We start from the raw sequence: 277 nt of genomic DNA, 5'->3' as shown, positions 1-277 counted from the left end.
GTCGCGGATGTCTTAGCGCAACACCTCAGTCACTATAAAAAAGTCCATGCATTAACCTATCAACAACAGCGAGTGTGTCAGCATATACAGGACTGTCGAACCGTAAAGTTAGGCGCTCAGCAATGGCAGTGTGATCGCTGCGATCATAATAAAACGGTGTACTGCGCATGCAGAGATAGACACTGTCCGCAGTGCCAAGGGCATGTTAGCGATCAATGGAGTGAACAACAAAGTAAGGATGTCATCAATGCGCCTTATTTTCATCTGGTATTTACAC

General features: G+C 45.8%; 1 protein-coding gene. It reads left to right on the top strand.

Going from position 1 to position 277, the window contains the following annotated elements; translation table 11 throughout:
* Nucleotides 1–277: transposase zinc-binding domain-containing protein (locus AAEY68_RS21000; protein WP_350586822.1), on the top strand; the 277-nt coding region annotated here is incomplete at both ends.

Source organism: Pseudoalteromonas sp. RB2-MNA-CIBAN-0110 (genome assembly GCF_040309305.1).
In the GTDB taxonomy this organism is placed as follows: Bacteria; Pseudomonadota; Gammaproteobacteria; order Enterobacterales; family Alteromonadaceae; genus Pseudoalteromonas; species Pseudoalteromonas arctica.
Note: the sequence above shows the minus strand (reverse complement) of the source record. Positions and strands in the feature narration are given on the sequence as shown.